The 26480-nt window shown below is 42.0% G+C and carries 29 protein-coding genes, 1 tRNA gene and 2 pseudogenes; 24 read left to right on the top strand and 8 right to left on the bottom strand.

Annotation, left to right across the window (positions count from 1 at the left end; translation table 11 throughout):
- Window positions 1-330: 330 nt before the first annotated feature.
- Window positions 331-401 (top strand) — tRNA-Gly (locus ACFOU2_RS17315).
- A 288-nt stretch (window positions 402-689) separates the two neighbouring features.
- Here the strand turns inward: ACFOU2_RS17315 and ACFOU2_RS17310 are convergent.
- On the bottom strand, window positions 690-836 hold the full coding sequence (locus tag ACFOU2_RS17310) for a hypothetical protein (protein ID WP_377917287.1): 147 nt from the start codon (window positions 834-836) through the stop codon (window positions 690-692).
- 323 nt (window positions 837-1159) lie between these two features.
- A complete protein-coding gene (locus tag ACFOU2_RS17305; RefSeq protein ID WP_377917285.1) occupies window positions 1160-1339 on the bottom strand; it encodes an H-type small acid-soluble spore protein in 180 nt (59 codons plus the stop codon).
- Window positions 1340-1494: 155 nt separating this feature from the next.
- Between ACFOU2_RS17305 and ACFOU2_RS17300 the strand changes: the two are divergent.
- From ACFOU2_RS17300 to ACFOU2_RS17290, 3 genes and pseudogenes are all read left to right on the top strand, one after another.
- Window positions 1495-2091: pseudogene (locus ACFOU2_RS17300) on the top strand (YhgE/Pip domain-containing protein); the annotation flags it as partial.
- A 23-nt stretch (window positions 2092-2114) separates the two neighbouring features.
- Window positions 2115-2300 carry a hypothetical protein gene (locus tag ACFOU2_RS17295; protein WP_377917283.1) on the top strand — a complete coding sequence of 62 codons (186 nt, stop codon included), beginning with the start codon at window positions 2115-2117 and terminating at the stop codon, window positions 2298-2300.
- Between the two features lie 44 nt (window positions 2301-2344).
- Window positions 2345-2701 (top strand): hypothetical protein, encoded by a 357-nt coding sequence (locus ACFOU2_RS17290; protein ID WP_377917281.1) that lies wholly within the window; start codon window positions 2345-2347, stop codon window positions 2699-2701.
- Between the two features lie 226 nt (window positions 2702-2927).
- Here the strand turns inward: ACFOU2_RS17290 and ACFOU2_RS17285 are convergent, their stop codons facing one another.
- Entirely contained in the window at window positions 2928-3146 is a 219-nt protein-coding gene (locus tag ACFOU2_RS17285; protein ID WP_377917279.1) for a hypothetical protein, read from the bottom strand.
- A 206-nt stretch (window positions 3147-3352) separates the two neighbouring features.
- Here ACFOU2_RS17285 and ACFOU2_RS17280 point away from each other — a divergent pair, with 206 nt between their 5' ends.
- From ACFOU2_RS17280 to ACFOU2_RS17260, 5 genes are read left to right on the top strand one after another with little or no spacing between them, the layout of a single operon-like run.
- Window positions 3353-4183, top strand: coding sequence for a formate/nitrite transporter family protein (locus tag ACFOU2_RS17280; RefSeq protein WP_377917277.1), 831 nt, complete (start codon window positions 3353-3355; stop codon window positions 4181-4183).
- Between the two features lie 4 nt (window positions 4184-4187).
- Window positions 4188-7169: a formate dehydrogenase subunit alpha gene (gene fdhF / locus ACFOU2_RS17275; RefSeq protein WP_377917275.1), complete on the top strand. Its 2982-nt coding sequence runs from the start codon at window positions 4188-4190 to the stop codon at window positions 7167-7169.
- Complete coding sequence (locus tag ACFOU2_RS17270) at window positions 7144-7641, top strand: DUF1641 domain-containing protein (protein WP_377917273.1); 498 nt, start codon at window positions 7144-7146, stop codon at window positions 7639-7641. The genes fdhF and ACFOU2_RS17270 overlap by 26 nt, the downstream gene beginning before the upstream one ends.
- Before the next feature lie 3 nt (window positions 7642-7644).
- Window positions 7645-7896, top strand: a complete 252-nt coding sequence (locus ACFOU2_RS17265) for a heavy-metal-associated domain-containing protein (RefSeq protein ID WP_377917271.1) — start codon at window positions 7645-7647, stop codon at window positions 7894-7896.
- A 36-nt stretch (window positions 7897-7932) separates the two neighbouring features.
- Complete coding sequence (locus ACFOU2_RS17260; protein WP_377917269.1) at window positions 7933-8079, top strand: hypothetical protein; 147 nt, start codon at window positions 7933-7935, stop codon at window positions 8077-8079.
- A gap of 80 nt (window positions 8080-8159) precedes the next feature.
- On the opposite strand, the pseudogene ACFOU2_RS17255 reads toward ACFOU2_RS17260, so the two are convergent.
- Window positions 8160-8372 (bottom strand): annotated as a pseudogene (locus tag ACFOU2_RS17255) (malonate transporter subunit MadM); the annotation flags it as partial.
- 300 nt (window positions 8373-8672) lie between these two features.
- Between ACFOU2_RS17255 and ACFOU2_RS17250 the strand changes: the two are divergent.
- From ACFOU2_RS17250 to ACFOU2_RS17240, 3 genes are all read left to right on the top strand, one after another.
- Window positions 8673-9341: a TerC family protein gene (locus ACFOU2_RS17250; protein ID WP_377917267.1), complete on the top strand. Its 669-nt coding sequence runs from the start codon at window positions 8673-8675 to the stop codon at window positions 9339-9341.
- A 187-nt stretch (window positions 9342-9528) separates the two neighbouring features.
- A complete protein-coding gene (locus tag ACFOU2_RS17245; RefSeq protein ID WP_377917265.1) occupies window positions 9529-10500 on the top strand; it encodes a bile acid:sodium symporter family protein in 972 nt (323 codons plus the stop codon).
- A gap of 155 nt (window positions 10501-10655) precedes the next feature.
- Window positions 10656-11060 carry a (deoxy)nucleoside triphosphate pyrophosphohydrolase gene (locus tag ACFOU2_RS17240; protein WP_377917263.1) on the top strand — a complete coding sequence of 135 codons (405 nt, stop codon included), beginning with the start codon at window positions 10656-10658 and terminating at the stop codon, window positions 11058-11060.
- 234 nt (window positions 11061-11294) lie between these two features.
- Here ACFOU2_RS17240 and ACFOU2_RS17235 read toward each other — a convergent pair whose 3' ends face one another.
- On the bottom strand, window positions 11295-11594 hold the full coding sequence (locus ACFOU2_RS17235; protein WP_377917262.1) for a hypothetical protein: 300 nt from the start codon (window positions 11592-11594) through the stop codon (window positions 11295-11297).
- Between the two features lie 843 nt (window positions 11595-12437).
- On the opposite strand from ACFOU2_RS17235, the gene ACFOU2_RS17230 reads away from it, so the two are divergent.
- The 3 genes from ACFOU2_RS17230 (at window position 12438) to ACFOU2_RS17220 (ending at window position 14718) form a co-directional block, all read left to right on the top strand.
- Complete coding sequence (locus ACFOU2_RS17230; RefSeq protein WP_377917260.1) at window positions 12438-12977, top strand: histidine phosphatase family protein; 540 nt, start codon at window positions 12438-12440, stop codon at window positions 12975-12977.
- Between the two features lie 330 nt (window positions 12978-13307).
- On the top strand, window positions 13308-13481 hold the full coding sequence (locus ACFOU2_RS17225; protein WP_377917258.1) for a hypothetical protein: 174 nt from the start codon (window positions 13308-13310) through the stop codon (window positions 13479-13481).
- Window positions 13482-14097: 616 nt separating this feature from the next.
- Complete coding sequence (locus ACFOU2_RS17220) at window positions 14098-14718, top strand: DUF47 domain-containing protein (RefSeq protein ID WP_377917256.1); 621 nt, start codon at window positions 14098-14100, stop codon at window positions 14716-14718.
- Between the two features lie 209 nt (window positions 14719-14927).
- On the opposite strand, the gene pobA is transcribed toward ACFOU2_RS17220, so the two are convergent.
- A complete protein-coding gene (gene pobA, locus ACFOU2_RS17215; RefSeq protein WP_377917254.1) occupies window positions 14928-16142 on the bottom strand; it encodes a 4-hydroxybenzoate 3-monooxygenase in 1215 nt (404 codons plus the stop codon).
- Between the two features lie 262 nt (window positions 16143-16404).
- Between pobA and ACFOU2_RS17210 the strand changes: the two genes are divergently transcribed.
- Both ACFOU2_RS17210 and ACFOU2_RS17205 read left to right on the top strand, forming a co-directional pair.
- Window positions 16405-17199: an IclR family transcriptional regulator gene (locus ACFOU2_RS17210; RefSeq protein WP_377917252.1), complete on the top strand. Its 795-nt coding sequence runs from the start codon at window positions 16405-16407 to the stop codon at window positions 17197-17199.
- A gap of 18 nt (window positions 17200-17217) precedes the next feature.
- Window positions 17218-17991 (top strand): IclR family transcriptional regulator, encoded by a 774-nt coding sequence (locus ACFOU2_RS17205; RefSeq protein WP_377917250.1) that lies wholly within the window; start codon window positions 17218-17220, stop codon window positions 17989-17991.
- Between the two features lie 141 nt (window positions 17992-18132).
- Here the strand turns inward: ACFOU2_RS17205 and ACFOU2_RS17200 are convergent, their stop codons facing one another.
- Complete coding sequence (locus tag ACFOU2_RS17200; protein WP_377917248.1) at window positions 18133-19089, bottom strand: amidohydrolase family protein; 957 nt, start codon at window positions 19087-19089, stop codon at window positions 18133-18135.
- A gap of 30 nt (window positions 19090-19119) precedes the next feature.
- Entirely contained in the window at window positions 19120-19896 is a 777-nt protein-coding gene (locus ACFOU2_RS17195; protein WP_377917246.1) for an IclR family transcriptional regulator, read from the bottom strand.
- A gap of 254 nt (window positions 19897-20150) precedes the next feature.
- Here ACFOU2_RS17195 and ACFOU2_RS17190 point away from each other — a divergent pair, with 254 nt between their 5' ends.
- From ACFOU2_RS17190 to ACFOU2_RS17160, 7 genes are read left to right on the top strand one after another with little or no spacing between them, the layout of a single operon-like run.
- Entirely contained in the window at window positions 20151-21626 is a 1476-nt protein-coding gene (locus ACFOU2_RS17190) for an aldehyde dehydrogenase (RefSeq protein WP_377917244.1), read from the top strand.
- 27 nt (window positions 21627-21653) lie between these two features.
- A complete protein-coding gene (locus ACFOU2_RS17185) occupies window positions 21654-22439 on the top strand; it encodes a 2-keto-4-pentenoate hydratase (protein ID WP_377917493.1) in 786 nt (261 codons plus the stop codon).
- Between the two features lie 33 nt (window positions 22440-22472).
- Window positions 22473-23357 carry an acetaldehyde dehydrogenase (acetylating) gene (locus ACFOU2_RS17180; RefSeq protein ID WP_377917242.1) on the top strand — a complete coding sequence of 295 codons (885 nt, stop codon included), beginning with the start codon at window positions 22473-22475 and terminating at the stop codon, window positions 23355-23357.
- Between the two features lie 14 nt (window positions 23358-23371).
- Window positions 23372-24400 carry a 4-hydroxy-2-oxovalerate aldolase gene (dmpG, locus tag ACFOU2_RS17175; RefSeq protein ID WP_377917240.1) on the top strand — a complete coding sequence of 343 codons (1029 nt, stop codon included), beginning with the start codon at window positions 23372-23374 and terminating at the stop codon, window positions 24398-24400.
- A 15-nt stretch (window positions 24401-24415) separates the two neighbouring features.
- Window positions 24416-25201, top strand: coding sequence for a 2-keto-4-pentenoate hydratase (locus tag ACFOU2_RS17170; protein WP_377917238.1), 786 nt, complete (start codon window positions 24416-24418; stop codon window positions 25199-25201).
- A 26-nt stretch (window positions 25202-25227) separates the two neighbouring features.
- Window positions 25228-25422 (top strand): 4-oxalocrotonate tautomerase, encoded by a 195-nt coding sequence (locus ACFOU2_RS17165; protein ID WP_377917236.1) that lies wholly within the window; start codon window positions 25228-25230, stop codon window positions 25420-25422.
- Window positions 25423-25449: 27 nt separating this feature from the next.
- A complete protein-coding gene (locus ACFOU2_RS17160; protein WP_377917234.1) occupies window positions 25450-26304 on the top strand; it encodes a DODA-type extradiol aromatic ring-opening family dioxygenase in 855 nt (284 codons plus the stop codon).
- Window positions 26305-26480 lie beyond the last annotated feature (176 nt).

Raw genomic sequence — 26480 nt, 5'->3', positions numbered from 1 at the left:
CGTCTGACTACGGATCAGAAGGTTATGGGTTCGACTCCTGTCGGGCGCGCCATAATGTAGAAAAGCGAAGGCGACTGTTCAATCTTGAGAGGCGTTGGAGCTTCTGACAGGGAAACCGCTCTTTGGTTTCATGGGCAGAAGTGAAACGACCGAAAGATTAGTAGCCGCAGCTGGACAATACAAAAAGCGAAGGCGACTGTTCAATCTTGAGAGGCGTTGGAGCTTCTGACAGGGAAACCGCTCTTTGGTTTCATGGGCAGAAGTGAAACGACCGAAAGATTAGTAGCCGCAGCTGGACAATCAAGAAAAGCGAAGAAATGTTATAAAAATGCGGGTGTAGTTTAATGGTAAAACCTCAGCCTTCCAAGCTGATGTCGTGAGTTCGATTCTCATCACCCGCTTCTCTATATTTTGAATATTTCAAGTACTAGGTTCGTGCAATAAAAAAAGAGCATCGATATCGATGCTCTTTTTTTATTGCATAAAGATGAAAAGCATGCCAACCAAAGCCGGATCAATATGAAAAAATTCATTCATGCGCTGTTTATGGAAACGAGGCAGTTGGTGGAGTAACAGACAAATGAATAAAAATCCTTTTAGACTATACACATCGTAAAAATAGGTGACTTGTGTGAGTTAAACCATCTCTTCTTCCGGCAGATTAAATGACTACTCCTTAGAGTAGTCATTTAATCTGCCGTTATTTCTTTTTCTCGTTCACGTGCAATCTCGGTTTGCCGATCCGGGCTGGTGAACTCCTCCGGGAATGCATTGCTTCGCTTTTTTTCCACGTTTTGAATCAATCTGGATAAATCTTCTCCATGATTTTTTTTCATGTCAAATCCCCTTTCTATTTATACCTGTATTTTGTGCTGTGTTCTTACTTTCATTCAAATCATTCGAATTTGCCCGTTATCAGTGGGGTTGGATTGTATGAAAGGATTATATTCGAGATCTATTTATCCAATTTTTAGTATGTAAACATACAAAGTCAAGCAATCAAGAGAAACAATAAATTACGATAATTAAATGATGTAAACAAAAAGGCGGGATATAGTAATTAAGCAGGATGCAGAATTAAATGGAAAGAAGAAAGCCATCCTGGCCATGTAACGGATCAACAGGGCGGTTTCCTTCTTTGTTCGGATTTGTGTTGTGTTTACCCTTCTGTCAACTCGCCGATTTCCACCATAGTGCGCTCTTCTAACGGACCTCTTAAATGGACAGTGGCCGTTCTTCCGTCTTCATTCAATTTGTCGATCCAAACAGGTGTCCCATTATACTTGACTTCAATATCGGCAGGTGATGAGAGGATTTGCTTTACTCTTCTTGCATCCATGTTTATTCACTCCCTAAACGTAGTCATTTTAGTTTTTGAAGAATGAAGATTTTTATGCTTGTTAATTACAGAGAGAGCCATGGGAGTGAAATAATGAATGGATCAGAGAATGAGGAAGGGCATTGTTGAAGAACATAAATATAGGTGATTCAATGATGGGACATATTGTTCACATTTATAAAAATGATTTGCGGAACATTTTCACGAACTGGGCTGCAGCCGCTCTTATCATCGGCCTTATGATTTTGCCGTCCTTGTATGCATGGTTCAATATTAAAGCTTCCTGGGATCCATATGGCAATACAAAGGGGATAGCTGTAGCCGTGTCCAACCAGGATATAGGCGCAACACTTCAAGGACAATCGATTAACATCGGTAAGGAAGTTGTACAATCGTTAAAGAAAAACAAGGCTCTCGGCTGGACGTTTGTCAGTGAAAAGGAAGCGATCAGGGGAGTCAAGCATGGCGACTATTATGCCAGCATTGTCATTCCTCAAGATTTTTCCGAAAAAATCACAACCATTTTAACAGATGAGCCGCAAAAACCGGTACTCTATTACTATGTAAATGAAAAAATCAACGCGGTTGCTCCGAAAATAACAGGAAAGGGAGCAACAGGCATTGTCGAGACCATCTCGAAAAATTTTATAAAAACATCAACACGAACGATTTTTACGATCTTTAATGAGCTTGGGATTGAGCTTGAGCGGAATTTGCCGAGCATTGAACGAGTGAAGGGACTCATTTTTAGATCGGTACACAAGTATCAACGGCTTTGAGCAGAGGACAACAACCGGCTGCGACTATCCTTGACAGACTTAATCAATTATCAAGCAACACGGCTTCCTTGCTTGAAGATGTTTTAAGCAGGTACGATACACAAATTACCCCTAACATTAAGCAAGCAGTTGAAAAAGCCAAAACAACAGCCAGGGAGTCAAGCCTTTTATTGACTTTTTGAAAAATGATACAGAAAGGCAAAGTGATTTCTTTAAGGAGCCTGTTGTGTTAAAAGAAACGTCACTCTATCATATTCCAAACTATGGTTCGGCCATTTCACCGTTTTTTACAACTTTATCTTTATGGGTAGGGGCGCTGCTTCTTTCTTCTCTTTTATCAGCGGACGTAGTAGACAAAGAAAAAATGTACAGAAATTATCAAATCTATTTCGGCCGCTTTCTAATCTTCGCGACGATTGGTTTAGGACAGGCCTTGATTCTGACGCTCGGCGATTTATTTTTGTTAAAAACATACGTCGTGGATAAAGAATGGTTTGTGTTGTTTGCATTGTTGAACAGTCTTGTTTTCATGCTTATTGTGTATACATTTGTATCGGTTTTCGGTAATATCCCTGGTTCATAAAAAGCAGGGCTGGTTTCTAGGCTGCAAAATATATAAATCCACATAAACCAAATCATTCGACATAAATAAAAAGCATTTATGTCGAATGATTTGAGCTTTGTAAGCCTTCTTAAGGTGAGAGAACAGAAAAGTGCAAATAGAAGAAGGCTTGATGCCAGAGGTTAAAAAATTAAATGGGATTTATATCATTTATTTTTCTCACCACTTTGGGATGCTTATCCGCATTTCACGGCAACAAATAAACCTCATGGTTCGGAGATTCCGTTATTTTTGATTTACGCAACCGGCCTTCATCAATTAGCTCCTGTAATCCTTTCTCGATTTCAGATGGTTTAACACCAAATATGTCAGCCACTTTTACCGTAGACACAGACATATACTTTGGATTTTTTGACGAGGAAATAATCATGGATTGTATACGCTGGAATAGTTTTTCTTTTTCCATTATACGAACACCTTCTTTCTTCATTTCTTTCTCTAATAGTATCTCCAAAATAGAGGAGCTTTCATAAAAATTTATAACAAAACTTCATCGTTCCCATGCCTTAAGGCGGTCCAATATCCTCATCTGAAGAATTTATATGGACTCCCATTTATTAAATTCTTAAAAAGGTAAATATTAATAATGGAATGAGATAGGAGGGAAAATATATGGCATTTCACAGCCCACAGCGTATTGCACAATTAGCGGTGGAAGCTGGTACTCGAAAAGCAACCCTGCCGCTTGGCAGTATGCTCATTTTAGGGTTTCTAGCAGGAGCATTTATTTCACTGGGCTATCTCTTAGATATTAGAGTTGTAGCTGATTTACCGGAAGAATGGGGAACATTTGGCACATTTTTAGGTGCGGCAGTTTTTCCGGTGGGTCTTATTTTAATCATTATTGCAGGAGGGGAATTGTTGACGGGAAATATGATGGCTGTGTCGATAGCATGCTTATCAAGACAAGTGACTATTAGACAACTCTTGATAAATTGGTTTTGGATCACGATTAGCAACTTTATTGGAGCTCTGTTTGTGGCGTATTGTTTTGGGCATGTCGCCGGATTGATAGAAGCAGGTCCATATTTAACGAAAACTGTCGCGATTGCCCAAGCAAAATTGGGAGAAGATTTTTGGGAGAGTTTATTCTCTGCCATTGGGTGCAACTGGTTGGTTGGTTTAGCTGTTTGGTTGGCATATGGTGCAGAAGATATCGGCGGGAAAATTCTTGCTATATTGTTTCCGATTATGGGATTTGTTGCCATCGGTTTTCAGCACGTAGTTGCAAACATGTTTGTGATTCCTGCCGCCATTTTTGCCGGTCATTTCAGCTGGGCAGACTATATTTCTAATTTTATTCCAGTATTTATTGGAAATGCTATAGGAGGGAGCATGTTTGTGGCGATGGCATATTGGATAGCCTATTTAGGGTATACAACGCCAGCTGCATCGAGTGAGAACAAGCTTCATCAGATGAAAAATCGGAAAATAAGGAGGTAAGAATATGAACGAATCATCATTTCAGATACAGATTAATGGAAAAGAATATACAGCTAAATCTGGACAAACCATTTTAGATGTCACCCAGTCCCAGGATTTTTTTGTTCCAAGCATTTGTTATCACCCGAATCTTGGAACGATTCAAACATGTGATACATGCTTTGTAAATGCAGAAGGGGAACTGGTCCGTGCCTGTACGACAAAGGTGGAGCCGGGGATGAAAATCGATACATTGTCCAAACCGGTTAAGGATGCCCAGTATGAAGCAATGTTCCGCATCTTAAAAAATCATGAGCTGTACTGTACGGTTTGCGATAATAACAATGGGAATTGCACTCTTCACAATACAGTGGAACATATGGAGATTGAACATCAGGCATATAAATTCGAAGCCAAACCATATCCTCCCGATAATTCGCATCCTTTTTATCGCTACGAACCGGATCAGTGCATTTTGTGCGGCAGATGTGTCGAAGCCTGCCAGGATCTGCAGGTAAATGAAACGTTAACGATCGACTGGAATCGCGAGGTTCCAAGGGTTATTTGGGACAATGATGTTCCGATTGATGAATCCTCCTGTGTGTCGTGCGGACATTGCGTGAATGTCTGCCCTTGTAATGCCCTGATGGAAAAATCGATGCTGGGGGAAGCAGGCTATTTAACGGCAATTCCTCCCAAAGTTTTAGAGCCGATGATCGACTTAACAAAAGAAGTAGAGCCCGGCTATAGAGAGATTTTTGCGATTTCAGAAATGGAAGCGGCAATGAGGCAAGCGCGTATTAAACGTACGAAAACGGTTTGTACCTATTGCGGTGTCGGCTGCAGCTTTGAGATGTGGACAAAGGATCGTCAAATTCTAAGAATCCAGCCTACAGTCGATGCACCGGTCAATGGAATTTCCACTTGTGTAAAAGGAAAATGGGGATGGGATTTTGTCAACAGCGAGGAACGCTTAACAAAACCTCTGATTCGTAAAGGGGATGAATTTGTTGAAGCAACATGGAGTGAGGCGCTTAATTTAATTGCTACAAAGCTTACGGAAATCAAGGAACAACACGGCCCCGAATCAATCGGATATATTGCTTCATCAAAATGTTCAAACGAGGAAAACTACCTGTTCCAAAAGTTTGCACGCGCTGTCATGGGTTCGAATAATGTGGATAACTGCTCCAGATACTGTCAGTCTCCGGCAACGGCAGGGCTCATGCGTACAGTCGGGCTCGGGGGAGACTCCGGAACAATGAGGGATATCCAGCAATCAGATTTGGTCATCGTGATAGGCGCCAACCCGGCCGAGTCCCATCCTGTGTTGGCGACAAGGGTTAAACGAGCTCATAAGCTGCACGGGCAAAAATTACTTGTCGTAGATTTAAGGGAACATGAATTGGCCCAACGAGCCGATCTCTTTCTTCGCCCTAAACCTAGTACTGACCTGATATGGCTCTCTGCCGTGACGAAATATATTTTGGATCAGGGCTGGGAAGATAAAGAATTCTTGAAAAATAGAGTCAATGGCCTTGATGAATATATTCAATCATTGGAGAAATTTACACTAAGCTATGCAGAAGAAACAACCGGTTTGAGTCAAGATGAATTAATTAAGATTGCAACAATGATTCATGAAGCGAAATCAGCTTGCGTGTTATGGGCGATGGGGATTACCCAGCATATGGGGGCAACAGACGCGAGTACTGCCATCTGTAATTTATTGTTAATTACAGGGAACTTTGGTCGCCCCGGGACTGGGGCCTATCCATTAAGAGGACATAATAATGTTCAAGGAGCCTGTGATTTTGGGACAATGCCGGCATGGTTCCCGGGTTATGAGCCTATTCAAGATCAAAAGGTTCGGGAGCGGTATGAAAAAGCGTGGGGTGTTTCCCTTCCTGCAGAACCCGGATTGAATAACCACCAAATGATCGAAGGGGTCCAAAATGGAAAAATAAAAGCAATGTACTTGTTTGGGGAGGAGATGGCCCTTGTTGATTCTAATTCGAATCATGTAGAGGAGGAGTTTGAAAAACTCGAATTTTTTGTCGTACAGGATATATTCTTCAGCAGAACGGCCCAATATGCCGATGTCGTGTTGCCTGCGGCTCCAAGCCCTGAAAAAGATGGAACGTTTACCAATACGGAACGCCGGATTCAACGGTTTTATAAAGTATTTGAGCCGCTTGGAGATTCAAAGCCGGATTGGATGATTTTCCAGGAGCTGGCGAACCGGCTTGGGGCAAATTGGAATTACCAGCACCCGGGTGAAATTATGGCCGAAGCCGCCAGCCTTGCTCCTATCTTTGCCGGTGTAAGCTATGAGCGGTTGGAAAAGTGGGGAAGTTTAGTGTGGCCGGTTGCTGCAGACGGTACAGACACTCCGCTTTTATATACCGAACGGTTTGCTTTACCAGATGGCAAGGCAAGGCTTCATCCTGTTGACTGGACACCGCCTTTTGAAGCGGGTGCAGAATATGATTTACATTTGAATAATGGCCGATTGCTTGAACATTTCCACGAAGGAAACATGACATACCGATCTGAAGGGCTTACACATAAAGTACCTCAACCATGGCTGGAGGTTTCCCATGAGCTGGCAAAAGAACGCGGTATTGAAGATGGTGCTTTAGTGCGCCTAACCTCACCGTACGGCCATGTTGAGGTAAGAGCGATCGTCACAGATCGAGTAGCAGGAAACGAACTGTATTTAACGATGAATACACGGGAGGAGCGTGAAGCTGTTAACCGCCTAACAAGCAGCTATCACGACAAGGTTACACATACACCGAACTATAAGGAAATGGGTGTGAAAATGGAAATCCTGGAAGCTCAGGGAGAGCCGCCGCTGCCAAGGGAAAACCACCGCTTCGGGAACCGTATGCCGCAAATCAGCGTCAAGGTCGAGGAGAAGTGGAAACGTTCGGATTTCACGCCAATTCCAGAATTGTTTGAAGTAAGGGGGGATGAATATGGCGAAGGCTATCAGGCAAATTAACAAAAAAGCTCCAAACAAGGAAGAAGAACAGGCACAGGCGATTACGGATATCGTAAAAGCGCTTGCCGATAACCGTGAAGCAATCATGGTCACACTGGACATCTTGAAAAATCTCCATGAAATGGGAGCTCTAAATGCCGTAGATGGACTATTGAAGGCACGCAGTGATGTGGCGTATATTGCCATTCAACAGTTAAATCAGCCGTCGATGCATAACACGATTAAAAATGCCATGGGCGCATTCAAATTTTTAGGTTCAGTAAATCCCGATCAATTACAAACCATTTTCCAAGGACTCAGCCATGGCCTTGAACGATCAGCGGAAAATATTAAGAAAGGCGAGGATGCTAGTCTATGGCAGCTTGGAAAAAGCATACGCAATCCCGACGTAAGGGCATCATTGTCCACAATGGTTGAATTTTTGCAAGGAATGGGTGAAGTGTTTCACCATGAGCAGAGGGAGGTTCATTAAGGAATGGATGAATCAAAATTGCAAACAGGGGTTATTAAAGTAGGTGGAATGGTCACCCAGCATGATGCTGATAAGGTTCTCCGTGCCCTTCATGAAGTGTGGGGAGTACGGGGAGCGCACATAAGTTTAAACGATAGTGAAGCCATCTTCAGTTATGATGAAAAAGCGGCATCTTACCACGATTTTCAACAGGCCATTGCCGATATCGGTTTCAAAATCGACCAGAAGGAAGGTTCAAGGGATATAAAAAGTTAAAACCATTTTTATCTTTGATAGAAAGAAGGTGAATGGATGAGAGTTTGTGAAGTTTGCGGACGTGAGGAAGAAATGGAAAACCAAGAGAATGAATCAATGATGACAAGCTCGCTTCATCTATGTGAAAACTGTCAACATGATCGTCAATTCCATTCCATGGGTAACGATTCGTCAGAGCTGTAATAATGTGAATGTTCCTAAATGCAAGAGGGTGCCATAGCTTGGGACACCCTCTTGCATTTGTTCTCTTTTCATCACAGGCTTTATCCAAATATCGATTTCGTAATGAGGAATAACACGGATGGCGCTAAAAGACAGCCCGGACCTGTATAAAATGTAGCTGTCATGGCACCGTAAGGCACGAGTTTAGGATCCGTTGCTGCCAATCCACCGGCCACACCGCTTATTGTTCCCAGCAGTCCACCGTAAACAATGGCTGTTTGAGGGTTGTTAAGCCCTATGTATTTGGCGACAAAAAAATCGGAAAGTCAGCTGTTTAGCTGGCTTTCCGATTTTTAGGATATTCTTTCGTTATAATGGGTGTTCCTTATATTGATCCATGGCCAGCTTATCTTTTACAAAGAGAAAAAGCATATATGTAAATTCTTTTTAAGGGGATATATGTTGAAACTTTCGGAATGGAAAAAGGAAATACTTAGTATGTACATATGTGAGAGAAAGGGATGACAAATTAATGTATAATAGGGTATATGTCGAGTACAGTATCTATATTTATTGACTTTACATAATAAAAAAGAATTAAGGTGATTTGTGTTATGGCTAGTGAATTTATATTAAATCTTCTAGAAATTCTTCTCATTAACATCGTTCTAAGCGGTGATAACGCCGTTGTGATTGCGTTGGCTTGTCGAAACCTAGAAGAGAAACATCAAAAGAAAGCGGTCTTTTTCGGTACATTAGGGGCCGTTGTGCTAAGGGTTGGTTTAACATTTGTAGCTGTATTTTTATTAACGATTCCATTCTTGAATTTCATAGGAGGACTCTTGCTTCTATGGATTGCCATTAAATTATTAAAGGACGAAGAGGGAGAGAATGTTAGAGCAGGCTCAAGTCTTGCTTCCGCTATTAAAACCATTATTATGGCTGATTTAGTTATGAGCCTTGATAATATCGTCGCTGTCGCTGGCGCAGCTAATGGAAATATTGTTCTCATTATTGCCGGATTGATTATCAGTATTCCGCTAATCATTTGGGGAAGCCAGCTTTTAATGAAGATTATGGAGAGGTTCCCTATTATCGTCATCATCGGAGCTGGATTATTGGGTTATACCGCTGGGGAAATGATGTTAAAAGACAAGGCAATCGGGCATATCATTGAGGGAATCAACCCTAACCTTCATCTTGCTTTGCCGATCGTCTTTGCTGTTTTAGTGATTGTTATTGGCAAATTTAGCGGCCATTCAGGAAAAGAAGTTCATAATTAAGATGTAAAAAGGTTCTTTTAAGGGCTGAGAAATCATCAAGGTTTCTCAGCCCCTTAACGTTGCACTGCAAGGGACAGGAAATAGAATCTATCCAATGTCCGAAATTTGATGTAAAATTGTGACATCTATTATTTCGGGATGTTCCGCTTTTTTGTAGTTGGAATGAGCTGGCGGGAGTGTGAGAACAATGTTGAAAAAAATGAATCATCTACTGGAAAGGGCCATGCCAGTTATTACACCGGCAAGTCTGGTGATCGGCGTTTTGCTTGCCGATGGGTTTGAAGCGTATGCTTTTTTAGTTCCATGGATTTTTGCCTTTATGACCTTTACAGGAAGTTTAAGTTCCAATTTCCAAGCGCTGACACGGGTTATTTCTCATCCTTTTTCGATGTTCGTCGCTTTGTTTATTTTACATATCTTTATGCCTCTTTGGGCATGGGTGCTGGGTCATGTCATGTTCAGCGGCGATATGTTCACGATCACGGGATTGTTTTTGGCTGCTGTGATCCCGACAGGAATTACAAGCTTCATTTGGGTATCCATTCATAAGGGAAATATTCCGCTGGCCTTGACCATTATTTTAATTGATACCTTTCTTTCCCCTTTCATTGTGCCGTACAGCTTGTCATTAGTGGCAGGAGAGAAAGTCCATATGGATGTTTGGGGGATGATGCAAGGCTTGTTCTTTATGGTCGTGCTGCCTTCGATTTTGGGCATGGTGTTAAACCAAGTTACCGATGGAGAGGTGAAAGATAGGCTCGGAGTTCGATTGTCTCCCTTCTCTAAAATCGGGCTTGCGGCTGTTGTGATGTTGAATAGTGCAGTCGTTGCACCATATTTAAGCCATATAGATAAAAAAATTGTCTCCATTGCTTGTGTTGTATTCATGCTTTCTTTTTCAGGTTATTTGTTTTCTTGGCTGGTCGGTACGTGGCTGAAAAGGGGGAGAGAGGAAATTGTCGTTTTAACATTTACGGGCGGAATGAGAAACATTAGTGCAGGGGCTGTCCTGGCTGTATCTTATTTTCCTGCCGCGGTAGCTGTTCCTGTTGTGCTTGGAATTCTCTTTCAACAGGTGCTGGCCTCATTTTACGGTCATATGCTGCACCGGTACTACCACAAATCCATACAAAACAATGCAATCCATGGGGGAATGTGATGATTTCCAATGGAACAGAGGGGCTGTTTAACGAACATTTCTGATAAATGATTGTATAATAGGGGCGGAGATGCAAATATTAGGCAAAGCATGAGGAAATTCAAAAAGGGTTGAACAGGCTTATCAATGTTGCAGCGATGGGAGGGTCGTATGATATGACAAGAATAATAAAAGTAGTCGGGTCCGTTTCGATAAACGATCAAGGGGAAGTGTTGTGTGCATTACGTTCGCCGCAAATGTCCCTCCCCAACTTATGGGAATTTCCAGGCGGAAAAATCGAAGACGGAGAAACACCTGAAGAGTCTCTTGTTCGAGAAATTCAAGAAGAACTAGAATGTACAGTCGAAGTGCACGGACTACTTGAAGATGTGGTCCACGAATATCCCGGAGTTATTGTGAATTTGCTTACATATCAAACAAAAATTGCAAAGGGGATTCCCAAAGCGAAAGAACACGCACGATTGAAATGGGTACCTCTTGAGGAGTTAAAAACATTAGAGTGGGCACCTGCGGATGTGCCGACAGTGGAGGCGCTGTTATCGGGCGGAGTTGATATGTAGCCTTCCATCATATAAAGACGAATGGAGATGACTCAAAAGATAGAAAACGATGCCTTTGAGTCATCTCTTCCAAGAGAACCGGCGTGAGAAATCTAAAATCAAGGATTTTTATGCCGGTTTTTTTCAGTAAAAATGTTTCTTACTGGATTCACTAGTACATCCCTTTCTTTTAGTGAACGTATGATCGATTAATGATATTCCATATGGAGGATGGAGGGCAAAGAAGAGAATCCTTCACATAGGAAACATCATGTCCGGGAAGTAAGTGACATTCGTTCCGTAAGCATAGCTTCCGTGGCCAGGGTAAATGACGGTTCCGTAATCAGACTGGGTAAAAGGGTATCCCTGTTGATATATATAAGGATATGTTTGAACCGCGCTGAAAGGAAGACCGGGGATTGGAGCGGCAGCTTTCGGAACGGGAGGTACAATGACCGGACTTACAGGAACTGAAGGTACAACTACAGGAGGCACGATCACCGGGGCTACGATTACAGGGGCAGAAACAGAGACAACAGGAACCGGCAAGCGCATATTTTCACCTTCTTTTCTTTTCGAAGTACCTGGCTCTTATAAGGTATGTGTGGGAAAAAGCAAGGAAGCTAGGCTATATAAAGATAGGCATTTGTCTCATTTAAGTTAATTCCCCGATTCAAAAAGCTACATATTCAGGAAAAACAATACCCTTTTTGATCTGGAAATATTGACATATATTGATGTGCGGCAAATAGGAGTATTAAAAAGTTGTTTTTACTTTGGGATTCCGGCTGTTTTTCTATATGGAGCTACACAGGTTGCCATACCGGTTTTACATGATGTGATAGCGCTTCCGCTTGTGGTTTGTTGGTTTCTTTTGTCCTCGTTCAGTCAGTGATCAAATGAGGATTTGCTGATTTTATATTGAACTTGTTAATGAAAATATGTTACATTTACTTTAAAATATGTATATAATTACCATTTTTGCGAATTATTCAAAAAGGGGGTCGGATAAAATGATGACACAAAAAGTTGATGTCTTATTCACAAGTTTATATGCCCCTATATTCGACCGCCGTGGAGATGAATAAGTAACTGCATTGTTATCCTTATACATTTTATGCCGCAGGGAGAATAGTGTCTCTGCGCTTTTTTTATGCTTTTTTGCGGTTACATATAAGGAGGTGGGAATCATGAATCGTTAAATGACGAATGATTGTTCCATGTAAAGTTATAACTATTTCAGAAAGGCGGTTTTAGGAATGAAGAACGATAAGTATGTAATGCGTGCATTCGGCAATATGGGGAATAACTCGACGTAGCTTTGATTAATAAGAGGGTGACATACTATTATTCTAGTGAAAATTTTAGATTTATTCTCTGTAGGAAGGGAGAAAAATGATGAAAATAGGTTTAGTGCGGCATTTTAAAGTGAAAAGGGGATACCCGGAAAAAAGATTTGTCACACAAAAGGAATTGTTTCAATGGCTTGATGAATATGAAGCATCAGATATAGAAGTTGGCGAAACGAGTTTGGGCAGCATCGAGTGGAAAAGATGTTTTGCAAGCGATTTGCCAAGAGCGGCAAAAACGGCTGAAACCATCTATGACGGCAACATTATTAAAATGAAAGAATTAAGGGAGGTTCAGATATATCCCCTCTTTAAGAGAGATATCAAATTACCTTTTTTATTGTATCCAATCTTAATAAGAATGGCATGGCTGCTAAAGCACAAGTCACAATTAGAAAGGAAAGCAGACGTTGAAAAACGGGTAAAGGCTATTTTAGACGATATCCTGTCACAAAGCGACGAAAATATCCTTATTGTGAGCCATGGCGCTTTGATGATGTTCATGAGGAAGGAACTTTTAAAAAGGGGATTTAAAGGCCCTAAGATGAAAACGCCAGAGAACGGAAAGCTTTATGTATTTGAAAAATAAGTGAAAATGATCTTATTAGCTCCCATGGAAGAACAGAATTTCTTCTATAATTTGTGGTGCCGCAAAGCGCGGCATGTTTGGATGATGGGCAAAATCGGAAAAAGGATGGGTTATCCTTTACCTGCAGGACTTAATAGCATGACCACAACAAGTGGTAATGCTTTTTTATTCTAAATAAATCCAGCTTAAGCTTTTAATCTCTGTCACCGGTCCTTCTTCTATTTGTACCTTTCTGTTTTTTTCATCTTGAACGAGCTTATACGTAAAGAATTGAATGTTTCAGTTTAATGGGACATACACTCTAACAAAACGATTTTGGGAGGAATCCAGGTGAATAAAGGTACCATTATGCTGATATGGGGATTGCTTACCTGCATCATTATAGCCATATTTATCTTTCTTAATCATCAAGCGAATGAACCTACATCAATGAAAAGTGGTCCTATCGAGCAGGGGGAGCATACTGCTGCAAAGATAAGTAAGATGATGGCTCAAAAGGTATAAAAGGCATACCATTTGAGCCATCCTCCTAAAAGGACCCGTCATGAAAATCCGAAAAAATCAAGGGATTTGGTGACGGGTCCTTTCAATAAACGTCATTTTTGCGGTCTATTCAGAAATGGTGGGACAGACTTTTTTATCTTACTTTTCGGCTAACGAATGGCGATGTATAAAATCCTCCATCCTATACAAGACATAAATTATGTCTATGGTTATAATTGGCATAAATTATGTCAAAAGGAGATGGATGATGAGTGATAAGGTACTATAACTGAACAACGACTTCCATTCCGTCTTGAATTTTTGCTTCTACTAGAGTCAGGCCTTTATGGTGCTGTAACGCAACGATTAATTGCTTGATTGCTTTTCTTTCAATATCAGGCAGTGAAATGGGCTTTCCCTCTGTACCCTGTTTGATCCATTTATTTACCTGTTTCTGAAACGTCCGTGAAGATAAAAGGGAACTTTTTGTTTATTTTTTGTTTAAAATTATTGATTTGCATAAAATCCAAAAACACGCGTTCATTATCTGCAGAAAGCATTTTTATTGTAATTTTCACAACTAGGTTTAAAATTAGGCATGGATAAAGTGCGAAAATATTTCTGTGGGGGTTTTTTTATGCCTTTTGGATCCAAAAAAGATGTGTTTTTTGAGTTGCTTTCTTCTATTGCAAAAAATGTAGAAGAATCGGCTTACTACTTAAATAATTTGGAAATTGATCATATCACCAAACTAAAAGAAGTTTCTTCTGTTATGAAGGAATACGAGAACAGAGGGGATACCTATATTCATGAATTAATTGTATTGTTAAACAAAACGTTCATTACGCCAATTGAACGTGAAGATATTCTTCAGCTTGCCATGAAAATGGATGACATCGTTGATGGTCTTGAAGAATGTACAGCTTATTATGAAATGTTTTCGTTTAGGAATATTGATGAATATATCGAGAAGTTTATTGATTTTATATACCAAAGCACAGTTGAAATCTCTAAGGCTCTCCAACTCTTACAAAAGAAAAAGTTACTGGAGATGAGAACGCATGCCATCCAAATTAAAGATTATGAATCAAAATGTGATGAATTACTAAGAACCTCAATTAAACAGCTGTTTGTGACAGAGAAAGATCCAATCAAAATTATTCAGCATAAAGAAATTTATGAAATGCTTGAGGGGATTGCGGATAGCTGCCAAGATGTAGCGAATACGATTGAGACGATTATCATGCGCAATGCATAAAGCAACATTTGCTCAGGGGACTTATAGGCTGCCTATATTAAGCAGGCAAGGGATTCGTTTCCCCTTTCAGAAGCCGATAAGACGGCCTGCAAATTCAATCTTTTATTGTTTAATGTGATGTATAAGGAAGGCAAAAAGGAGCGGACTCAATAGTCTAACTGGACTGTTGGTCTGCTCCTTTTGTTTCTGAATGTTGGATGTAATCATTTCTATCTTAATGTTGCAACCGTTTCCTTTTCTTTCCATTCCATCGGTAAACCTACATAATTCTCCGCAAGGCTGGTCGATCCTGCTCTTGAGGAAGTCACATAATCCAGCTCAGCCAGCTGGATTTGATGCTCAAACGGAGTGTAATCATGGTGACGGTGCAGCATGGACGTCATGTACCAGGAGAATCGCTCTGCCTTCCAAACGCGGCGTAAACAGGTCTCCGAATATCGCATAAGCGGTTCTGCATCTCCGGATGTGTAGAAGGCATCAAGGGCACGTGCCAATACTTGAACATCCGCCATCGCCAGGTTGAGTCCTTTTGCGCCGGTAGGAGGAACGATGTGAGCGGCATCCCCCGCAAGGAAAAGTCTGCCGTATTGCATTGGGTCACACACAAAGCTGCGCATCGCGACAATGTTCTTTTGGATGATTGGACCATCAATCAGCTTCCACCCATCGCGGGTTGCAAGCCTTGCATGAAGCTCTTCCCAGATTCGGTCATCGGACCAGTTGGAAATATGATCGTTAGGATCAACTTGGATGTAGAGACGTTGGATTTCCGGTGAACGCGTGCTGAGCAAGGCGAAACCACGCTCGTGGTATGCATAAATCAGTTCTGGCGCTGAAGGCGGTGCTTCGGTAAGGATACCAAGCCAACCGAAAGGATAAATCTTTTGATATTCCTTACGAATAGAGCTTGGGATGGAAGGCCTGCTTGGGCCATGAAAGCCATCACAGCCTGCAATATAGTCACAGGTAATTTCCTGAAGCTCTCCGTCCTTGTCTTTACGAAAGCGGATTTTGGGCGCCGAAGTATCAAGATCATGGAGGCTTACATCGCCAACATTGAAGATCATTTCCCCACCGGCATTAAGACGAGCAGCGATCAAATCTTTGATGACCTCGTGCTGCGCGTATACCGTAACTTTCTTCCCGCCGGTAAGCTCATACAGATTGATTCGGTGACCCTTGCCATTATACCGCAGTTCGATTCCTTCGTGGAAATGTCCCTCCCGCATCATTCGATCGGCAACACCTGTCGCTTTCATTAAATCTACCGTACCTTGTTCGAGCAGCCCCGCGCGGATTGTTCCCTCAATGTCTTCACGGCTGCGGCACTCGATAATAATTGACTCAATCCCTTGAAGATGCAGAAGGTGTGAGAGCATCAGCCCTGCTGGACCAGCTCCAATAATTCCAACTTGTGTTCTCATGTTTATTTCCTCCTTTTTTGATCGAGCTTGATTGAAAAACGCAAGAAAACGCTTCCATAAATCCCGATTTTATTTCAATCTCTACTGGGGAGTGAACATAGTACTGATTATCCTTGTATATATTCATGAAAATTTTGAATAATTTTAAAAATGGAAGCGTTTTAATATTTCTGTTAATTATGCTATAATATGATTGTGCCGAATAGAAGACAAAAATTCTTATATGCGGAACAAAAAGAAATTTTTTGTAGGGAGTGGCCATATGAGGCAAAATCGAGATTATCTTCTTCAATCTGTCAAAAATGCCATGCAAATCCTTCACTTGTTTTCAATGGATGAACCTGAACTGGGGGTAACTCAAATTGCTTCTAGAATTGGATTGAGTAAAAGTTCTGCTCACCGTTTAATTTCGACTTTAGTAAAACAGGGGTATCTAGAGAAAAATAAAAAGAATAATAGGTACCGTCTGGGGCTGTCTTTATTGGGACTCACGGGAGTGATTATGAATCATATGGAGATTCACAGGGAGTCTCTGCCTTTCCTTCAAGACTTGGTCGCACAACTAGGGGAAACGGTCCATATTAACGTATTAGAAGGAAATGATGTAGTTTATCTGCATAAAGTAGAATGCAAACAGCCTGTTAGGCTCCTTTCTGACATTGGGAAAAGAAATCCGGCTTACTGTTCAAGTGCCGGAAAGGTGATTCTTGCTTATCAGAGCAAAGAATTAATCGATTCTTTTTTGCAATCCGAATTATTGCCTCATGGTCCAAACACCATCACCGATCCGGAAAAACTTCATGAAAATTTGATGGATATTAAACGTAAAGGCTACTCGATCGCTATTGATGAACTGCATGAAGGGGTCGTTAGCATCGCCGTTCCGGTAAGGGACTACACGGAAGAGGTCATTGCTGCTATTAGTGTTGTCGGCCCTAAACAAAGAATGCCCGCTCATAAGTTTCCGAATTACATTCAAATTCTCCATACCGCTGGACAGAAGCTTTCCAGGCAGCTGGGGTTTATCGAGCCTGTTAAGCTGAAAAATAACCCATGAATATAAGGGGAGCTTTATATGATCAAGGATAAAAAGAGTGAAAAGCGTTTTACGACTTTAGAAAATGCATTACGTGTACTAGATTTATTTTCTTTGGACGAGCCTGAGCTTGGGATTAGTGAAATAGCGGATAAGCTGGGGATTGCCAACAGCACCGTTCATCGTTTAGTCACAACCTTGATGAGCGAAGGGTTTATTACGAAAGATATACATACCAAATTATACCGTTTGGGAACACCCATCCTGGCTCTTGGAAATATTGTAACAAGACAATCCAAGCTTCATATGGTTTCCCAATCCGTATTAAAAGCCCTTGTCGATCAATCTAATGAAACCGCTCACATCGGTGTGCTAAGAGGATTTGAAATGATTTATCTTAATAAAATTGAATGTTTCCACCCTGTTCGTTTACTTTCCTATCTAGGGAAGCGAAATCCCATTCATTGCACGAGTACCGGGAAGGTATTACTCGCCTACCAATCACCAAACTTCATAGAGGAGTTTTTGCAAAAAAAGCTGGAACGCTATACATCAAAAACGATTACCGATCCAACCGCATTACTCGCCTGTTTGAATCAAATTAAGAAGCTGGGTTATTCTGTGAGTGTTGAGGAATTGCATGTAGGAGTCGCCTCCATCTCGGCACCCGTTCGAAATCCCAAAGGCGAAGTGATTGCAGCTGTCACGATTGCCGGTCCTACACAACGTATGAACGGTCGTGCTTTTCCAAAGCATATTGAACTTGTCACACAATCTGCTAATGCTATCTCCCATGTTTTAAACTCTGTTTAACTATGGTTTTTTGCAAATATCCAACAAAAGAGGAGCTACAACCGGTAATGACCGAATTTGTAACTCCTTTATTTCTGTATAGAAAAGTATAGATTGCTCGTTGAAATTGTCCAGCTCCAGCGCTTTTCTTATTAATAATGCTTATAGTTGGCTGGTTGCATTGATGCCCAGAAGGGAGTGAACGCCCCGTTCATTATATGCGACGGGAGGCCAAGAGCAAAGGTCAAAAGGGAAATCGGATCCCGGTACAACTTTGTCTTCTCCGACTACTTCGATTAGATACTTCAAGCTTGAATCATTCCAGAGGACGGAATCGAACCAGAAGCGACGCAAATAGTCCTCTGGAGGAGCCTGTAAGGAAGCGGAAACACCAGTCCATTTCTCATACCCCTTGTTCATTCGGCCGATTTGATAAGGAAGGAATCCGCCGCCATGGGCCAATAAGATTTTCACATCCGGATATTTATCTAGTAAACCACTTAACAATAAATCTGTTGCACAGACGGTCGTTTCCCATGGAACCCCAATAAGATTAGGCATCATTCTTTTCTTTAATCGGGAATCTTCACAAAGCAGCGGATGAATAAAAACAATTGCTTTTTGAGCATTAGCTTCCTCCCAAAAAGGAGTGAAAAATTCGTCTGTTAACATAACATTTGATAGTCCGGGTCCAATAATCGCTCCTTTTAAGCCAAGGTTCATTGCTTGTCTTAATTCATTTGCTGCAAAAACAGGATTGTTCAATGGAATAGTGGCTAATGCTGATAATCGTTTGCTATTGTCATGAATCCAATTTGCCAATGAACGATTATAAACAGCTGAGAGCTCACTTGTAAGGTCCTCATGAAAATCATACATAAATAGTTGAGGGATAGGTGAGACAAGGGAGTGAGAAACGCCGGCTTTCTCTTGTTCATGCAAATATAATTCGGAATGGGTAAATGATTCCTTCAGTTCAAACCCCCACTTATTGTTTACAGTGAGAAATTCGGCTTGATGCGGTGCTTTCTTTTCCCATTTGGCATGAACTAAATGCTGGTTATCCTTAAGCCAAAGCAATACATCTGATGGAATGAAGTGAGTGTGCATATCAAACACACTAATCACGCTCCTTTATTTTTTTATTTTTTAATGTTTCCAGTAGCCTAATCTCTCAGAAATTTCATTGGCAGCCCGTTTAACTTTATTAATAATAGAAGGTTCATAGGGATCCATTCGGTGAACCGGGCCGACCACACTAACTGCATAAATGACTTTTCCGGTATAATCGCGTATCGGGGCTGCAATTGAGGCGACACCTTCACGAAGCTCCTCAGTACTAATGGCATATCCCTGTTCCTGTACAGTCTTTAGAGTAGAACGAAAATCAACAGGATCCACTATCGTGTTGGAGGTGTACTTATGCAGTCCTTTTTCAATGAAACGTTCGATCATTTCTTCTTCTTGATAAGCTAAGATGGTTTTTCCTGAACTTGTACAGTGAAGGGGATTCCGCCGTCCAACATGAGACAAAATCTGTACGGGATGTTTGCATTCAACCCGATTTAAGTAAACGACATCCATCTCTTCTAAAACAGCAATATGTGTTGTTTCGCCAATTTCATTAACTAATTGTTGCAGCACAGGTTGTGATTCGCGATTAATTTCAAGTGTTGACGTCACAATCGTATTCAGATTAAGGATGGAGAGCCCTAAACGGTATTTTTGTGTCTCAGGATCTTTGATAACGAACCCTTCACTTGCAAGAGTGGCCAATAAGCGACTGACCGTGCTTTTTCCCAGTCCTAATGAAGCGGCCAGGTCTGTTACTTTTTTTTCTGGTTCATCCATGGAAAAACTGCGCAACAGACGAAGAGCATTTTTTACGGAGGAGAGCAAATAATCTTGATTTGTACTCGTTCCCATAAAAGCAAGTACCTCCTTTTTAAAGTTGCTTATAACAGAACGCTGTTCTTCTATAAAATATATTTCTCATTGTAGCATGGAAACCAAAATAAACAAAATACTTTAAAAATTAATTTTTTTAAAAAAATTCATATTGTTCCACATAGAAGAACTATGATGTTGTATAAACAACGAATGTCATTTACCATAAATAACAAGAAAAGAATTAAAATTCAGTCAATTATAACTTTTGACATTTTAAGGAGGATTTGCAAATGAGTGGTCAAACAACATTGGAGAAAAGTGTAAAAGCGTTTGATTGTAAACATTTTATTAATGGTCAATATCTTACTTCAAAAAGCGGAAAAACATTTGACAACATTAACCCGGCAACACAGGAAGTTTTAGGTAAAGTATCAGAGGGAGGAAAGGAAGAAATTGATCTTGCAGTGGCAGCAGCAAGAAGAGCTTTAAACGGACCGTGGAAAAAGATGACTTCACACGATCGAATTTCTGTTATCAGACGTATCGGGGATATCATTTTAGAAAGAAAAGATGAACTGGCAAGATTAGAATCGTTAGATACCGGGAAGCCTTACTGGCTTTCAAGTACAATCGATATCCCAAGGGCAGCGTATAACTTTCATTTCTTTGCAGACTACTTAAGAAGTTTAGGAACAGAGGCGTATCAAACGGATGATGTGGCCATCAATTATTCGGTTCGCCGCCCTGTAGGTGTTGTAGGATTGATTAATCCTTGGAACCTTCCTCTTCTATTATTAACCTGGAAATTAGCGCCATGCCTGGCAGCTGGAAATACAGCTGTAATCAAACCGGCTGAATTGACGCCAATGACGGCTACTTTACTTGGTGAAATATGCCGCGATGCTGGTGTGCCGGATGGAGTAGTGAATATTGTTCACGGATTCGGCCCTGATTCTGCTGGTTCGGCATTAACAGAACATCCTGATGTAGACGCGATTTCCTTTACTGGAGAAACGACAACCGGAAAAGTAATTATGAAGGCAGCCGCACAGTCATTAAAGAAACTTTCATATGAATTAGGCGGTAAAAATCCAAATATCATTTTTGCCGATTCCGATTTAGATGAGGTCATTGAAACGACTCTAAAATCCAGTTTTATCAACCAAGGTGAAGTATGTCTTTGCGGTTCGCGCATCTATGTTGAACGTCCTGTATATGAAGAGTTTTTACAAAAGTTTGCGGCGAAGGCAAAAGAACTCGTTGTCGGGGATCCTTTTGATCCAAAAACCAAGGTAGGGGCACTTATCGGAGAAGAACATTACGAACGTGTCACAAGCTATATTCAATTGGCCCTAGAGGAAGGCGGGCAAATTTTAATTGGCGGTAAACGTCCGGAAGGGTTAGAGAAAGGATATTATCTTGAGCCAACCATTATTACAGGACTAAATCGCAACTGCCGTGTTGTTCGTGAAGAGATTTTCGGACCTGTAGTGACAGTTATTCCTTTTGACGAAGAAGAAGAAGTCATTGCGCAGGCAAACGATACACATTATGGATTAAGCGCTTCCATTTGGACGAATGATTTACGACGTGCTCATCGTGTCGCAGGGCAAATCGAAGCGGGAATCATTTGGGTAAACACTTGGTTTTTACGCGACTTGCGCACACCGTTCGGCGGCATGAAGCAGAGCGGAATCGGCCGTGAAGGCGGTATGCATAGTTTCGAATTCTACAGTGAATTATCAAATATTTGTATCAAGTTATAGGAGGGAGTAACGTTGAATTTAACGGATATTAAGGAAACAGAAAAATTTTCTGAGCATCTGGCTCAGGCAGAAATTCACGGTCGAGGGGTATCCCCCCTCACCGAGTTGAATCCGGATATAACCATCGAGGAAGCGTATCAAGTCCAACTGCTGACCATTCAAAAGAAAATAGAAGCCGGACAGCGGGTGGTAGGCAAGAAAATAGGACTGACCTCTGCTGCGATGCAAAATTTATTGGGGGTAAACCAACCTGATTATGGCCATCTGTTGGATGGGATGGTCATTGAAAATGGGGGAGAAATATCAGCAGATAAAGTTCTCCAGCCAAAAGTAGAAGCAGAGATCGCTTTTGTATTAAAGAAAGATTTAGCAGGACCGCGCGTGACGGAAATGGATGTCTTGCAAGCCACAGATTATGTACTTCCGGCTTTAGAGATTGTAGACAGCCGGATAGCAGACTGGAACATCAAATTACAGGATACGATTGCCGATAATGCTTCTTCCGGACTTTATGTCTTAGGTGGCAAACCTCTTTCCGTTGATCAACTGGATCTTGCTCAAGTCGGGATGGTCCTTTACAAAAATGGCGAGATCATGAATACGGGAGTCGGCGCAGCCGCTTTAGGACACCCCGCTACTTGTGTAGCCTGGTTAGCCAATAAACTGTTCGAATACGGCATTACGCTCAAGGCAGGAGAAGTGATTCTTTCAGGTGCTCTTTCCGCTGCTATTAACGGCGAACCGGGGGATCATTTCCAAGCGCGCTTTGCCCATTTAGGCGAAGTGAACGTTCGATTTGTTGATAAACGCTAAATAAATAGGATGATAGGAGAGGAGTGAAAATCCATGTCCAAAGTAAAAGTGGCCATTCTTGGATCAGGTAATATCGGCACGGATTTAATGATGAAGTTGGAGCGTTCTACTATCTTGCAATTAACCACGATGATTGGGATTGATCCTGAATCAGACGGTTTGCGTCGTGCAAAAGAAAAAGGATATGAGGTCATTGATACAGGAATTAAAGGCTTTTTAGAAAGAGCGGAATTGGCTGATATTGTGTTTGACGCGACATCTGCCAAAGCCCATATTCGCCATGCAAAGCTATTAAAGGAAGCGGGGAAAACGGTGCTTGATTTAACACCGGCCGCAGTCGGGGCTTTAGTTGTACCCCCGGTAAATTTGGGTGAACACATAGAAGAAGGAAATGTCAACCTCATTACGTGCGGCGGGCAGGCAACGATTCCGATTGTGCATGCGATTAACCGGGTAAGCCCGGTAGACTACGCTGAAATCGTCGCGACGATTTCCAGTAAGAGTGCAGGACCGGGAACACGTGCAAACATTGATGAATTTACCCAGACGACCTCACGCGGAATCGAAGTGATCGGCGGAGCGAAAAAGGGGAAAGCCATCATCATTTTAAATCCGGCAGAGCCGCCTATTTTAATGAGAGATACGGTCTATGCATTGGTAGAAGAAGGAAGCATGGATGAGGAAGCCGTCATCCAATCCATTCAGGACATGGTGGAGACGGTCCAATCGTATGTGCCGGGTTACCGTTTGCGGACAGAACCGATGATTGACGGAAATAAGGTCACAGTCTTCCTTGAAGTGGAAGGAGCGGGCGATTATTTACCGAAATATTCAGGAAACCTTGATATTATGACGGCCGCTGCTGTAAAGGTTGCGGAAGAGTTTGCCAAACATAAGTTAGCTGCACAAACGGTGTAGAGGAGGGACCATTGATGACAAAAGAACGTAGCATTTTGATTACTGAAGTGGCCTTGCGTGACGGCAGTCACGCTGTGGCCCATCAATATACAGTGGATGAAGTCGTAAAAGTGGCCAAAGCGTTGGATGAAGCCCGTGTACCATATATCGAGGTATCGCATGGAGATGGTCTAGCTGGTTCTTCTTTGCAGTATGGATTATCCCGTACAAATGAATTCGAATTGATTGAAGCGGCCGTATCGGTTTGTGAACAATCCAAAATCGCCGTCTTGCTTCTTCCGGGAATCGGGACGATGAAAGATTTAAAACAGGCCGCCAACCTTGGAGCCAAAATGGCCCGAATTGCCACACATGTGACAGAGGCGGATGTTTCAGCCCAGCATATTGGCTTAGCGAAGGAATTGGGAATGGAAACGGTCGGATTTCTCATGATGTCCCATATGGCACCTGTTGAGAAATTGGTGGAACAAGCAAAATTAATGGAAAGCTACGGAGCAGACATCGTCTATGTGGTAGACTCCGCGGGTGCCCTTTTACCTCATCAAGTAAGAGAAAGAATTCGTGCCCTAAAGCAGCATATAGGAGTGGAGATCGGCTTCCACGGCCATAACAATCTATCATTGGCCATGGCCAATACATTAGCTGCCATTGAAGAAGGAGCGAATCGGATTGATGGAAGTGTCCGTTGTTTAGGAGCCGGAGCAGGAAATACTCAAACCGAAGTGCTCGTTGCCGTGCTGGAGCGACTGGGAATTGAAACAGGAGTAGATCTTTACAAGATGATGGATTTGGCAGAGGACATTGTGGCACCTATTCTTCCAGTGCCGCAAGAGATTACAAGGGACAGCCTTGTGTTAGGGTATGCCGGCGTCTATTCGAGCTTCCAGCTTCATGCTCAGCGGGCGGCCAAGAAATTGGGAATCGATTCTCGCGATATCTTAATTGAACTTGGCAAGCGTAAAGTAGTCGGCGGTCAGGAAGATATGATTGTGGACGTAGCAGCGGAAATTGCCAAGAAAAAACTTGAACCAGCTGCCAGGTAAGGGGAGGAAAAATAGATGAACGCGGTTAATTATAAATCGACAGCTGAATTTTTACATCGAGCTGAAATAGAAAAACGTGAAGTGATTCGAATTACAGCCGATTACCCGGAAATGACGGTTGAAGACGCCTATAAAGTTCAAGAAGAACTAGTCGGGATTAAGCTGAAACAAGGGCATCGAATCATCGGTCCAAAAATGGGTTTAACGAGTCAAGCTAAAATGAAGCAAATGAACGTTGAAGAACCCATCTATGGGTATATATTCGATTATATGGTCATACCCGAAGGCGGATCCATATCGATTCAAGAGTTAATCCATCCTAAAGTGGAAGCGGAGATCGCCTTCGTTTTAGGAAAGGATATCGAGGGACCTGGTATTACAGGAGCTCAAGTGCTTGCGGCTACGGAATATGTGGTGCCTGCACTTGAAATCATTGATAGTCGCTATGAAAACTTTAAATTTACGTTGCCTGATGTTATCGCCGATAATGCCTCCTCATCAAGGGTGGTGATCGGCAACCGCTTAACAAATCCTGCTCAATTAGAGCTGGATTTGGTCGGGGTCACACTTTCTATTAATGGGGAGATCAAAGATTTAGGAGCAGGAGCTGCCGTAGTCGGCCACCCGGCCAATTCAGTGGCGATGTTAGCCAATATGCTGGCAAGAAAGGGAGAAAAATTAAGAGCAGGAGATGTTATTTTAACCGGAGGCGTAACAGGTGCGGTCATGTTGTCCGCCGGGGATACGGTTTCGGCTAAACTCGACGGTTTAGGAGAAGTCTCCTTTAAGGTGACAGAGTAAAAAATGCTTAATTAATGGAGGTTATTATGCCGATTGTAAATATTCAGATCATGCAGGGAAGACCTGAAGAGAAGGTCAAGGAAGTAATTCAGAATGTGACGGAGACTGTATCCGTCACACTGGATGTTCCGAAAGAAAGAGTTCGCGTCATTGTGTCAGAGGTTCCAAAAACGCATTGGGGAATCGGAGGCACGCCTGTATCAGACATACCAAATCGATAATCGTAAGTGGAAGGGAGAGAAGTGGAAATGACCCTTGAACTGGGAATGCTTGTACCGCACACGCCAAGAATGTGTTTTGAGGATCAAGCTCCGGAATTTCAAAAAGAGCTGGTAGAAGGTATGCATAAAACGGCGAAAGTAATTGAGAGCATCCAACCAGATGCGATTGTTCTTATTTCTTGTCATTGGATGTCCAGTTTTCATCATTTTGTGGATGCGACACCTGAACATAAAGGAGTTTTAACAGCTTTCGAGTGTCCGGAACTGATTTCGGACGTTCCTTACCACTATCCTGGAGATGAACAATTGGCCACCGAGCTGGTTGAAGCCGGAAAAGCGGCAGGTCTTCCGATTGTGAAGGTTAACGACCCGACATACGTGTGGGACTACGGTACGGTTGTGCCTCTTCGCTATCTTGTTCCTAATGGAGATATACCGATCATTGATCTTTCAGTAACTTGGGCAGCCAATTTGGAAGAAACTTATTTTTGGGGCAAGCAGGTAGGGAAGGTATTAAGGGAAAGCAATAAGCGAGTGATTTTTGGCAGCAGCGGTGCACTTGCTCATAATCTCGTAAGGGGACCGGAAGCGATGCCGACTTTGGCTGAACAGGCTCTCGATCGTCAATTTATAGAATATGTGAGCAATAACGACCTCCAGTCCGCTTGGAACATGCTTTCGCAGTATGCGAAAACCGCTGGGGTTGAATCAGGCGGCCGCCACCTGGCCATGCTTCTAGGTGTATTAGAAGGAGACCATTACAAGATCCAGAACTACGGCTATGGACAATCCTCAGGAAGCGGTAATGTGATCATGACTTTTGATCCTCAATATTCAAAGCTTAATAGTAGCAATCCATCTCAAACCGTAGAGGCAAAATAAAAACAGAAGTCATATGAATAGCTGAAGTCCCTTTTTTCTGCTAGTCATGATAAGTGGTTGTCAGAGTTGCCGAGGTTTACTATGTTTCTATTTTGTAAACGAATACATTTATGGATAGATTAATAGAGAGCATGAGCATGAATCCAAGTACACGCCGGACACACTTCACCATTTGG

This window comes from Bacillus songklensis, assembly GCF_042649685.1.
GTDB lineage: Bacteria > Bacillota > Bacilli > Bacillales > Bacillaceae_H > Bacillus_BA > Bacillus_BA songklensis.
The sequence above is the reverse complement of the archived record's forward strand: the minus strand, read 5'-3'. Positions and strand labels throughout refer to the sequence as shown.

Coding starts and splice junctions, on each gene's coding strand:
- ACFOU2_RS17310 (WP_377917287.1), bottom strand. CDS start 836: ATGAAAAAAAATCATGGAGAAGATTTATCCAGATTGATTCAAAACGTG.
- ACFOU2_RS17305 (WP_377917285.1), bottom strand. CDS start 1,339: ATGGATGCAAGAAGAGTAAAGCAAATCCTCTCATCACCTGCCGATATT.
- ACFOU2_RS17285 (WP_377917279.1), bottom strand. CDS start 3,146: ATGGAAAAAGAAAAACTATTCCAGCGTATACAATCCATGATTATTTCC.
- ACFOU2_RS17280 (WP_377917277.1), top strand. CDS start 3,353: ATGGCATTTCACAGCCCACAGCGTATTGCACAATTAGCGGTGGAAGCT.
- fdhF (WP_377917275.1), top strand. CDS start 4,188: ATGAACGAATCATCATTTCAGATACAGATTAATGGAAAAGAATATACA.
- ACFOU2_RS17270 (WP_377917273.1), top strand. CDS start 7,144: ATGGCGAAGGCTATCAGGCAAATTAACAAAAAAGCTCCAAACAAGGAA.
- ACFOU2_RS17265 (WP_377917271.1), top strand. CDS start 7,645: ATGGATGAATCAAAATTGCAAACAGGGGTTATTAAAGTAGGTGGAATG.
- ACFOU2_RS17260 (WP_377917269.1), top strand. CDS start 7,933: ATGAGAGTTTGTGAAGTTTGCGGACGTGAGGAAGAAATGGAAAACCAA.
- ACFOU2_RS17250 (WP_377917267.1), top strand. CDS start 8,673: ATGGCTAGTGAATTTATATTAAATCTTCTAGAAATTCTTCTCATTAAC.
- ACFOU2_RS17245 (WP_377917265.1), top strand. CDS start 9,529: ATGTTGAAAAAAATGAATCATCTACTGGAAAGGGCCATGCCAGTTATT.
- ACFOU2_RS17240 (WP_377917263.1), top strand. CDS start 10,656: ATGACAAGAATAATAAAAGTAGTCGGGTCCGTTTCGATAAACGATCAA.
- ACFOU2_RS17235 (WP_377917262.1), bottom strand. CDS start 11,594: ATGCGCTTGCCGGTTCCTGTTGTCTCTGTTTCTGCCCCTGTAATCGTA.
- ACFOU2_RS17230 (WP_377917260.1), top strand. CDS start 12,438: ATGAAAATAGGTTTAGTGCGGCATTTTAAAGTGAAAAGGGGATACCCG.
- ACFOU2_RS17220 (WP_377917256.1), top strand. CDS start 14,098: ATGCCTTTTGGATCCAAAAAAGATGTGTTTTTTGAGTTGCTTTCTTCT.
- pobA (WP_377917254.1), bottom strand. CDS start 16,142: ATGAGAACACAAGTTGGAATTATTGGAGCTGGTCCAGCAGGGCTGATG.
- ACFOU2_RS17210 (WP_377917252.1), top strand. CDS start 16,405: ATGAGGCAAAATCGAGATTATCTTCTTCAATCTGTCAAAAATGCCATG.
- ACFOU2_RS17205 (WP_377917250.1), top strand. CDS start 17,218: ATGATCAAGGATAAAAAGAGTGAAAAGCGTTTTACGACTTTAGAAAAT.
- ACFOU2_RS17195 (WP_377917246.1), bottom strand. CDS start 19,896: ATGGGAACGAGTACAAATCAAGATTATTTGCTCTCCTCCGTAAAAAAT.
- ACFOU2_RS17190 (WP_377917244.1), top strand. CDS start 20,151: ATGAGTGGTCAAACAACATTGGAGAAAAGTGTAAAAGCGTTTGATTGT.
- ACFOU2_RS17180 (WP_377917242.1), top strand. CDS start 22,473: ATGTCCAAAGTAAAAGTGGCCATTCTTGGATCAGGTAATATCGGCACG.
- dmpG (WP_377917240.1), top strand. CDS start 23,372: ATGACAAAAGAACGTAGCATTTTGATTACTGAAGTGGCCTTGCGTGAC.
- ACFOU2_RS17170 (WP_377917238.1), top strand. CDS start 24,416: ATGAACGCGGTTAATTATAAATCGACAGCTGAATTTTTACATCGAGCT.
- ACFOU2_RS17165 (WP_377917236.1), top strand. CDS start 25,228: ATGCCGATTGTAAATATTCAGATCATGCAGGGAAGACCTGAAGAGAAG.
- ACFOU2_RS17160 (WP_377917234.1), top strand. CDS start 25,450: ATGACCCTTGAACTGGGAATGCTTGTACCGCACACGCCAAGAATGTGT.